The 9,713-nt window shown below is 58.8% G+C and carries 8 protein-coding genes; 3 read left to right on the top strand and 5 right to left on the bottom strand.

Features of this window, described 5'->3' with window-relative positions; translation table 11 throughout:
- Together HMPREF1992_RS02910 and HMPREF1992_RS02915 are read left to right on the top strand one after the other, a co-directional pair.
- A partial coding sequence (locus HMPREF1992_RS02910) for an SLC13 family permease (protein ID WP_021684326.1) occupies window positions 1–767 on the top strand: 767 nt, incomplete at its 5' end.
- 199 nt (window positions 768–966) lie between these two features.
- On the top strand, window positions 967–2,202 hold the full coding sequence (locus HMPREF1992_RS02915) for a glycine hydroxymethyltransferase (protein ID WP_021684327.1): 1,236 nt from the start codon (window positions 967–969) through the stop codon (window positions 2,200–2,202).
- A gap of 114 nt (window positions 2,203–2,316) precedes the next feature.
- Here HMPREF1992_RS02915 and HMPREF1992_RS02920 read toward each other — a convergent pair whose 3' ends face one another.
- The 5 genes from HMPREF1992_RS02920 to HMPREF1992_RS02940 all read right to left on the bottom strand — a co-directional run bounded on the left by HMPREF1992_RS02920 (window position 2,317) and on the right by HMPREF1992_RS02940 (window position 7,863).
- Window positions 2,317–3,231 (bottom strand): Ppx/GppA phosphatase, encoded by a 915-nt coding sequence (locus tag HMPREF1992_RS02920; protein ID WP_021684328.1) that lies wholly within the window; start codon window positions 3,229–3,231, stop codon window positions 2,317–2,319.
- A gap of 3 nt (window positions 3,232–3,234) precedes the next feature.
- A complete protein-coding gene (locus HMPREF1992_RS02925) occupies window positions 3,235–4,236 on the bottom strand; it encodes a pyridoxal-phosphate dependent enzyme (protein ID WP_021684329.1) in 1,002 nt (333 codons plus the stop codon).
- Between the two features lie 105 nt (window positions 4,237–4,341).
- Window positions 4,342–6,216: a phosphoethanolamine transferase gene (locus HMPREF1992_RS02930; protein ID WP_021684330.1), complete on the bottom strand. Its 1,875-nt coding sequence runs from the start codon at window positions 6,214–6,216 to the stop codon at window positions 4,342–4,344.
- 11 nt (window positions 6,217–6,227) lie between these two features.
- Window positions 6,228–6,929, bottom strand: a complete 702-nt coding sequence (locus HMPREF1992_RS02935) for a 3D domain-containing protein (RefSeq protein ID WP_037358291.1) — start codon at window positions 6,927–6,929, stop codon at window positions 6,228–6,230.
- Between the two features lie 103 nt (window positions 6,930–7,032).
- On the bottom strand, window positions 7,033–7,863 hold the full coding sequence (locus HMPREF1992_RS02940; RefSeq protein ID WP_037358299.1) for a menaquinone biosynthesis protein: 831 nt from the start codon (window positions 7,861–7,863) through the stop codon (window positions 7,033–7,035).
- Window positions 7,864–8,469: 606 nt separating this feature from the next.
- On the opposite strand from HMPREF1992_RS02940, the gene HMPREF1992_RS02945 reads away from it, so the two are divergent.
- The gene (locus tag HMPREF1992_RS02945) at window positions 8,470–9,642 is read left to right on the top strand and encodes a phosphoribosylaminoimidazolecarboxamide formyltransferase (RefSeq protein ID WP_021684335.1); all 1,173 of its coding nucleotides are present in this window, start codon (window positions 8,470–8,472) and stop codon (window positions 9,640–9,642) included.
- Window positions 9,643–9,713 lie beyond the last annotated feature (71 nt).

Here is a 9,713-nt window from a genome sequence, read left to right on the forward strand (position 1 = left end):
CGAGCGGACTCACGCCGTTCGGCTTCTTCGAGTTTGCATGGATTGGTGTTCCTCTCTCGATCGTCGGCGTTCTCTACATGCTCACGGTCGGCCGCAAGCTCTGCCCGCAGAACATGGCTGTTGTGCCCGAGGGCGCAGCTGATAAAAAAGAGGAAGTAAAGGATCCGCGCAAGATGATGATCTGCGCAGCGATCCTCGTCGGCGTTATCATCGCGATGGTTCTCGAGAAGGACATCAACGTCCCGATGCAGACGTCTGCCATCATCGGCGGACTCATGTGCGTGCTCACGGGCTGCCTCAATGAGAAGCAGGCGTACCAGGGCATCGACTGGACGACGATCTTCCTCTTCGCAGGTATGCTCCCGCTCGCAGGCGCAATGGACAAGAGCGGCGCGGGCAAGGTTATCGCTGACTTCGTCGTCGGCCTCATGGGCGATGCACCCTCCGCGGTTGTCATCGTCGCGGCGATGTTCGCACTCTCCTGCGGTCTGACACAGTTCATGTCCAACACGGCAGCAGCGGCGCTTCTCGCGCCGATCGCGATCTCGATCGCACAGTCCGTCGGCGTTTCGCCGTACCCGGTCGTCATGGCGATCGGTATCGCAGGATCCTGCGCGTTCACGACGCCGGTTGCAACGCCGCCGAACACGCTCGTTCTTGGACCTGGTCAGTTCAAATTCATGGACTATGTCAAGGTCGGACTTCCGCTTGTCTTTATCTCGCTGATCGTCTGCCTTGTCGTCATCCCGCTTGTATGGCCGTTCTAATCGACTGAGCCGTCTTTCTTTCGAACAAGCACAGACGCGTCCTTCGGGGCGCGTCTTTTTTTCAGCATAAAATATTCAGAAGCATCAAAAATAGATGACCAAACCGCCGCATTGTGCTATACTAAGCGCACAGGACTTTATTGCGGCAGCGCCGCATCTATGATATTTTCTGTCCGAAGGTGCAGAAGGAGAGTTGTTCATGAAAAGAGAAGAAGTTGCAAATCATCTGAAGGCATTTGACCCCGAGATCTATGCTCTGCTGGAGGAGGAACGCCAGCGCCAGCGCTATACGCTCTCGCTCCTGCCGAACATGAATGCGATGTCGCCGTATGCGAAGTATCTCGAGGGCAGCATACTGACGAACAGCATCTTTGACCGGAACGACGAGACGACGGGCGGAGGGCTGCATCTCGCCGGCATCGTGCGCCGCCGTGCGATGGAGCTGTTCCGCGCCGATCACGCGATCGTCCGCCTCGGCAACATCGCCGCCGCTTCGCGCGTCGTGTTCCACGCCCTCCTGAAGCCGGGCGACTGTGTCCTCTCCTTTAATATGCGCAAAAAGGATCACATCGTAGGCCTCTCCTATACGTTCGAGAACTACGGCATCGATCCCGCCACCCAGCAGATCGAGTGGGGCGAGGTGCGCGCGCATGCAGAACGCGTGCGGCCGCGGCTCATCATCTACTCTCCCGTCAGCTATCCGCGCACGATTGACTACCAGATCCTCTATGAGATCGCGCAGTCGGTGGATGCCTATCTCTGGGTTGACATCAGCCACTCGGTCAACCTCGTCGCGGCAGGACTCATCCCGTCGCCCATCGCGCTCGCTGATGTCGTGACGTTCTCCACGAGCGAGTCCCTGCGCGGGCCGGACGGCGCCGTTGTGCTCTGCAAGGACGACCTCGTTGCACGCATGGACGCAGCCGTGATCAATACGGGCCATGAGGCGCTGCACATGAACCATCTCGCCGCCCTCGGCGTTGTGCTGCGCGAGGCAGGCAGCGACAGCTTCCGCACCTATGCGGCACAGGTTCTAAAGAATGCCGAGGTGCTTGCACGCGCCCTCGCGGACCACGGTGCCTCCGTTCTCTGCGGCGGCACGGATACCAATCTCGTGCTTGCCTCTGCCGGCCCCGGCATCGACGTGTTCGAGGCGGCCAAGGCGATCGGAGAGATCGGCATCCGTGCAAAGCTGGGGAATATCCCCACCATGAACGCAGGTCTCTTCCTGCACGCCCTGCGCCTGTCGACCTCCAATCCGACCACGCGCGGTCTGCGCGAAGAGGACATGGCATACGTCGGTTCCCTCCTCGCAAAGCCGCTCACGAGCATCCTCTCCCCCGAGGAGATCGCCGAGACGCGGGAGGAAATCACCGCACTCGTCAAGGATGCCCCCGTCTTCTCCGAGGAGTGGATGGGCGACTCTGAGAGCTGAATATTTTGACGCAAGAAAGCGCCTCTCCGATCTGCGGAGAGGCGCTTGTGTTTCGTATCGATGCTTGCCTATGGTTTTTCCTGGGTCATTCTATCTCATAGAGCAAAATGTTCATTACGCCTGTGCTATGCCAATGATCTCCTTCCAGATATATCCCTCCCGCACGCCGGAATCGCTGTACTGGATGTCCTCAGCGGCAAAGGTCTCAGCAAGGACGCTGGCGATGATCATGCCGGGGACGATGGTGTGGAGGCGGTCGGGCGCACAGCGCAGGAGGACGGCGGTAGACTGCTCGCTGAGCGGCTGTCCGGTACCGTAGCGGCCAATCATCGCGGGCAGATGCGAGGTGCGCAAGAGGCGTACTTTATCCTCGGGGTAGAGGATCCGGTGCATGCGGCTCGCACTGCTGAGTACCCCGCCCATACCTACCATGTGACGGGCGCGCAGAGCGCGTACATCGGACGCATCCTCCAAGACCGCCCCCACTGCCGCTCGAATCGCCGTACACTCCGCCGGCGTCGGGAGCAGTCCCACAACGTGTACTCTGCTCATGGCAAGCGAGCCCAGGGGCAGACTCCACCGCCCCTGCATTTCGTGTGCCGCATAGGCGATGATCTCGGTGCTGCCGCCGCCGATGTCGACCATGATGCCATCTGCATGTGTGATGTTCTGTGTCGCGCCGATGAAATCGTACGCCGCCTCCTCCTCACCGCTGATGATGCGGACAGCGACACCTGTACGGCGCGTGATCTCCTCCACGACGGCGCGGCTGTTCGTCGCAGAGCGCAGTGCCGCCGTCGCAAAGGCATGGACGTGTGAGATGCCGAATGTCTCGATAAAGTCCATAAATCCGTGCAGGATCTTGACGGTCTTTTCGATGCCCTCGCGTACGAGGTGGCCGCGGTCAAGATAGCCCGCAAGGCCGACAGTGTGCTTGCGCTTGAGGAGCAGGTCAAATGAGCGTCCCTCAATCTGGTAGACGGCCATGCGAATGGTGTTCGACCCAATATCAATGATTGCGTGCAGCATAGACTACCGCTTCAGCCCGCTGCCGGGCACAGGAATGACAACGCGATAGTTGTCAGGCATCCCGTCCGCAAAGAAGCTGCGCGCTCCCGCCAGAGCTGCTGCAGCGGTCAGTTCAGCATAGATGCCGCGGTGGTTCAGCGTCTTTGCCGCCTTTAGAATCTCACTGTCCTCAACGGCGACCGCATCGCCGCTGCTGTTGCGCAGTGCTTTTAGAATGCCGGGAAGCCGTGGCGGAGCTCCTACGCGAAGGGTCTCAGCAATAGTGCTTTTGCGCGGCGTCTCCTGCAGCCCATGGAATGCCTCGACAACGGGCGCACATTTCGTGCTCTGGACGCCGACAAAACGCGGGAGACGTCCGATCTCGACGAATCCCAAATAAAGGCCAAGAAGAAGGGAGCCGTTGCCAACGGGAACAAAGATGTAGTCGGGCACGGTATCGCCGAGCTGATGATAGATCTCCTGCGCCATGCTCTTGATTCCGTCCGCAAAGAGGGGATTGTAGACATGGGAGGCGTAGTAGTCACTGCCAAGTTCTGCACGTGCCACGCTGCTCGCATTCATGCGTCCGTTCGGCACACGTATGACATCAGCACCGTATGCCGTAATCTGCTTGGCACGCTCCGCAGAAATATCATCCGGGACGTAGACTCTGCACGCAATGCCCGCCGCCGCTGCATACGCAGCGACCGCCGCTCCTGCATTTCCCGCCGAGTCGATCACAACGCGATCAATGCCGATATGCACGAGCTCGCCGATGAGACGCTTCGCCCCACGATCCTTGAATGAGCCTGTCGGTTGGCGATCCTCCATCTTGAAGTAGAATCTGCATCTGTCCATCTCAATCGGCAGGAGCGGCGTCTGTGTCTCGCCAAGGGTCACGTCCTCGTGACGATCGGCGATGTCCATCGCGCTCTGGTACAGACGAAAAAGCCCCCCGCACTCACACGCGTAGGCGTGCGTTGCGACGGGGTATTCCTTTTTGCATCGCTCACAGTAGAAGTGCATGACAGATCCTCCTCTTGAACCTATGAGATTGCAACGGCATGATGTAACGATGCCTCCCCAATCGCAATGGGGGAGGGGGACCGCTTGCGGTGGAAGGGGCGCCCCCTATCGGCTCACTTCGCTCGCCGTTCCCTCCGCCCCGGCGGGCGAAGCGCCCGTATTTTCATCCGTCGTGTCCTCTGTCAGGGCGTGATTGCCGAACATCGTCGTCAGCGTTTCGCGCGTAAATCCATAGGCGGGACTCGAGAAATCCTGCCGCGGATCGTAGCGGTTCGACGGCGCACCGAGCAGTCCGCAGACCGTATCGTACATCATGTCGTTCGTAAAATACGCCTCACGCCGTCCGGCAAGGATCGCCGCACGATTCGGCAGCGCGGTGCGGTACTCCGGCGAGAGATAGATAAAGAACGGGATGCGTACCATGTCGAAGCTGAACACGTCGGGATTGTGCGAGATCTTGAGGTTCTCCCCGTGGTCAGAGAAATAGACCATCGCGCGCAGATTCAGATTCCGCTCCGCATAGTTAAAGATCTCTGCGAGAATGTGGTCCGTGTAAAGAATGCTGTTCGCATAGGACGGCGCACTCGTCATTGCAGACTCTCCGTCCTCGGCGACGAACTTCGCCCATTCGTCCGGATAGCGGTTGTTATAGTAGATATGGCTGCCCATCAGATGCAGGACAATGAAGTTGTTCACGTTCGGGTCTATACGTGTCAAATACGGAAGCAGGCTCTCGTCATACTTCGTCGTAAATGTGTATGAATCATCTGTCCACTCCGCGACATCCGCTGTCTTCGCAACCATCGTGATCGCGCTGTCGAACTGCCCATAGCGCCCCTGATTGCTGAACCAGTACGTATGATAGCCGATCTTTTTCGCAACGTCGAGGAGTGATGCCGACTCAAAGAACTCCTTGTCATTGTACTGGCTCTTCTCCGTCAACGCACGCTCGAGCACCGGCACGGTCTGCGTCCACGAGGAGTACGTATTTCGATAAACAAGGAAGCCCTCGCGCTCTGCTGCCATGTGCTCCATCCACGGGGTATTCTCATACGGAAAGCTCGGTGTATAGTAGTGCATGTAATTCCGCGACGCGGACTCACCGATGATGAAGATCACCGTCCCTGGTGCGCGCGCTGCGAGCGTATTCTCCATATCGATGATGAGTGACGCATATCTCTCGTCCTGATTTAGACTGTACGACTGCGTTTCCTCGACGTATGTTGTCACGTCTTTGTAGAGTCCTGCAATCGAGCTCTCGGGGATGAGTGCAATGTGCACGCCCGCCGCGACAAGCATGACTGCGACCAGCGATCCCATGCGCGATCCCTCTGCACTCGGATAGATACGATGTGCAAATGCAAGATAGCTGCGATACGATAGATAGACAAGCACGAGCAGAAGAAGAACAACGAATATGGCGGGCAGTATCCCTACCGTCGACTCGATGTAGTCCCCTGCCTCGTGCCAGTTCGTCAGGTAGAGCGCCATGAGCGAGGCAGGACTGAGCGCGTGCCAGACCGTCATGTAGTAGGCAATCTGCGTAAGCGGGATGAGGGACATGAGAAAGCCGAGTACGGCAAGAAACGCCGCTGTCAGACGCCTGTGTCCGAGGTGAAAGAGCACACCGCCAAGCGCTGCAAGCATCATGATGTACGCAGTCCCGATCAGGAAGTCGAAGAAAACCAGCGATCGGTACCAGTCCCGCGCATACGTCCACGTATAGAGAAGCGGGAAAGTCAGGCACCAGAGCAGACCCGGCACCATCGCCCCAAGCATGCCGCGCGAGAAGAGCGGAACCCCCGTCCCGTACTGCATGAGCATGAGAAGCGCAAGGACTGGAATGAGGGCAGGGAGAAAATACTCCGCGCCCATATCCTGTCCCATATTGATGTAACACGCGACCATCGTCAGAAAATAAACGCCTGACGCCGTCGCATAGCGGATCCACTCGTTCGCCCGCTCGGTCGATACCTTCATATTCAGTCGCACTACTCCATGATAAAAATTTCGAGATCCTGCCGTCCAAACATCAGAGCCTCCATATGCGTATCGAATGCAACATCAATACGATGGCCCTTAATTGCCCCGCCAACGTCCTCGGCAACAGCCTCGCCATAACCGGGAATAAATACGTGTGTACCGAGTGGAATGACAGATGGATCAACGGCAATCACGCCATGACGTACGAGCGTCCCCGTCGCGGTACGATTCGTATTGCCGGGATCAAATGCGCTGTACGCCGTTGCTGACACGTAGAGTGAGCGGCCATTTCCGCGGCTCACCTGCGATCCGCGGTCCTCGGGAATACCGAGCGCCACAGGGTCATACGGCACACCGCCCGAAAGGACACGATAGGTTGCCTCTCCACACACGCCATCGACCACGAGGGAATGTGCCTGCTGGCACTCCTCAATCGCCGCACGGGTCAGAGGTCCTGCGACACCATCCGCGGCACCGTCAAGATAACCGCCCTTGATGAGAAGCTCCTGTACATGCTGCACAACAGGCCCGCGCATCCCCTCCTTTACGAGGATATGCGCCGCCTCGGCCGGTGCGTGTATCGCAAGGGGGACACTCACGGCGAGCATGGCTCCTAACGTGAGTGCACTGCGGAAGCGACGATGTTCCTGATGCTGCTTTCCCAAGCCCATGAAATCCCGTACTGCTAAGAGGAGTTTTCGTATCTGCATGTCTATCGATCTCCCTTCATCTCTTTCCCTTTTCATATGCTGCTGTGTGCGTGAAGCAGTGCAGCCATAGATAGGAATATTTTACTATAAAGTGAAATTCACGTCAAACATGGGCGAGTTCGATCGCGGGAGCGTGCGGGATCAGCCCATCCTCTGCCGCATATTGGTAAAATAGCCGAAGCCCCGCGAGCGTTTCTGCATCCAGCTGCCAGACCACGGCACTGCCAAGATACTCCGTCAGTTGGGTGCGCGTAAAGCGCCCGTCCATGAGCACCTCGCCGATCGCCGCCTCCTTCACCGTGTTCCAGCGCTGGAACGCCTCTGCGATCCGCCCATGCACCATGCGAAGTGCCTCCGGATGTGCCGCCCCAAACGACCGTGCCGCCGCCCAGATGCCGAACACCATGCGTGCGCCCGTCAGTTGCTTCCACTCACGTGCAAGATCGTAGATGTAGATGCCCTCGGGCGGGCGGTGGTAAAGTTCGAGTGCGTCGTCCCCGATGAACATGGATGCCGCCGCCCCCTCCGGCACAGGATCATCCGGCGTGAGTGCGCGTATTTCATAGGCAGGCGCAGCACCATACGCGCGGTGCAGGATGATTTTGAGCAGCGCATGCGAGGATGCGGATTTATCCGAGAGCAGGACGCGCTGCGTGCCGATCTCCTCTGCCGGCACACGGCTGACGAGGAGGACGCTGCGCACATCGCCGTCCGAGGCGATGCACACGTCGGGCAGAATGAGCAGGTCGTCCGCATGCCGCGCATACGTGATCGAGGACACCCCCGACACATCGAGATTCTTCGCCTCGAGCCGCCCGTTCAGCGCGGCCGGTGTCGCGCGCAGGATATCCAGCCCCTCTGCCGCCCCGTGCGCGAGCGCGTACGTCAGCGGCAGCACATTCAAAAAAGCAATATGACCCAGACGCGGTACCATGCGCATCCCCCTCTCTTTCTCATGTATCTATTATACTCTTTTGCAGACAAAAAGCACAGTATTTTCGCAATCACTTAGAGGAACACGCCCAATAAAAAAGACAGCCGAGGCGCTGTCTTTTGTGGTATAATAACGATGGTGCTGTCGATTCGGTAGGCGGTCAATCGAAGCCCCTGAAAGGGGGCGTTGCTGATGGAACTTTACGATTTTTTGTCGCTCGTGTTCCTCGTGACAATCTGCGTTGTTGCGATAAAGGCATAAGAAAACCCGCCTGTCCCTGACCAAGATTAGGCGGGATTTTCTCACTACTTAGCTCGGGGCTGACCGTTTACACGACAGCTCCTTTTCTATGCTCATTATACGACAGGATAAGAAATTCGTCAAATACATTGTGCTCCGGCAGGATGAACTAAAAAGACCCGCCATCAGGCGAATCTACGGGATCATGGGAGAGCGCGGACAGACTTTTTGCAGCGGTGCAGACGGAATACGGCAGTCCTTTCGGTGCACGAAAATGATGCGTGCGCCTTCCCCAGTTGAAAATCTCTCCGTGCGCCGTTATAATGGAAACAAAGCAATACCTGCGAGAGAAAAGGAGCGCTCACGATGAACGAAATCGCACTGAAATACGGCTGCAACCCGAACCAGACGCCCGCACGCGTCTGCGCGGAGGGCGGTCTGCCCTTCACCGTCCTCAACGGCCGCCCCGGCTACATCAACCTGCTCGATGCGCTGAACAGCTGGCAGCTCGTACGCGAACTGCGCGCGATGTCGGGGCTGCCCGCTGCCGCCTCGTTCAAGCACGTCAGTCCCGCCGGCGCAGCGCTCGGCCTGCCGCTCTCGGATACGCTCGCCCGTGCAGTCGCTGCCGAGGGGCGCGATCTCTCCCCCGTCGCGTGTGCATACGTCCGCGCACGCGGCGCTGACCGCATGAGCTCCTACGGCGACTTTGCCGCTGTCTCCGATGTATGCGACGAGAGCCTTGCGGAGTTCCTGCGCGGTGAGGTGTCCGACGGCATCATCGCACCGGGGTATACGGAAAAGGCGCTCGAGATCCTAAAGAACAAGCGCAAGGGCAGCTATCTCGTCCTCCAGATGGACGAGAACTATGTGCCGCCCGCGCTCGAGCGCAAGGATGTGTATGGCGTCACCTTCGAGCAGCAGCGCAACGACGTGCAGATCACGGAGGAGTGCCTGACCGACCGCCCGACGGCGAACAAGGACATCCCCGATGCCGCGCGCCGCGACCTCCTGCTCGCGCTCATCACACTGAAATACACACAGTCCAACTCCGTCTGCTACGCCGTCGACGGACAGGCGATCGGCGTCGGTGCGGGACAGCAGTCGCGCGTCCACTGCACACGCCTCGCGGGGAATAAGGCGGACATCTGGCAGCTGCGCCAGAGTCCGCAGGTGCTCGCCCTCCCGTTCAAGGACGATGTGCGCCGCCCCGACCGTGACAATGCGATCGACGTATACACCGCGGGTGACGAGGACGACTACGCACTGCTCACGAGCGACTGGCAGCGGCTCTTTACGGCAAAGCCCGCGCCCTTCACACGCGCAGAGAAACGCGCCTACCTCAAAACAATCACGGGCGTTGCCCTCGGCTCGGACGCATTCTTCCCGTTCGGCGACAACGTCGAGCGCGCCCATCAGAGCGGCGTTTCCTACATCGCGCAGAGCGGCGGCTCGATCCGCGACGACAACGTCATCGAGACCTGCGACAAGTACGGCATCGCGATGGCGATGACCCACATCCGCCTGTTCCATCACTGAGCGCGCACTCCTTCCCTAAAACTACACCATATCCAACGGGGCTGTTGCACGAACGCCCCTATCGGCTCGCT

It is taken from the genome of Selenomonas sp. oral taxon 892 str. F0426 (assembly GCF_000468035.1).
Lineage (GTDB): Bacteria > Bacillota > Negativicutes > Selenomonadales > Selenomonadaceae > Centipeda.

Excerpts from the sequence above, each read along its gene's own strand:
- HMPREF1992_RS02915 (WP_021684327.1), top strand. The coding sequence starts at position 967 with ATGAAAAGAGAAGAAGTTGCAAATCATCTGAAGGCATTTGACCCCGAG.
- HMPREF1992_RS02920 (WP_021684328.1), bottom strand. The coding sequence starts at position 3,231 with ATGCTGCACGCAATCATTGATATTGGGTCGAACACCATTCGCATGGCC.
- HMPREF1992_RS02925 (WP_021684329.1), bottom strand. The coding sequence starts at position 4,236 with ATGCACTTCTACTGTGAGCGATGCAAAAAGGAATACCCCGTCGCAACG.
- HMPREF1992_RS02930 (WP_021684330.1), bottom strand. The coding sequence starts at position 6,216 with ATGAAGGTATCGACCGAGCGGGCGAACGAGTGGATCCGCTATGCGACG.
- HMPREF1992_RS02935 (WP_037358291.1), bottom strand. The coding sequence starts at position 6,929 with ATGCAGATACGAAAACTCCTCTTAGCAGTACGGGATTTCATGGGCTTG.
- HMPREF1992_RS02940 (WP_037358299.1), bottom strand. The coding sequence starts at position 7,863 with ATGGTACCGCGTCTGGGTCATATTGCTTTTTTGAATGTGCTGCCGCTG.
- HMPREF1992_RS02945 (WP_021684335.1), top strand. The coding sequence starts at position 8,470 with ATGAACGAAATCGCACTGAAATACGGCTGCAACCCGAACCAGACGCCC.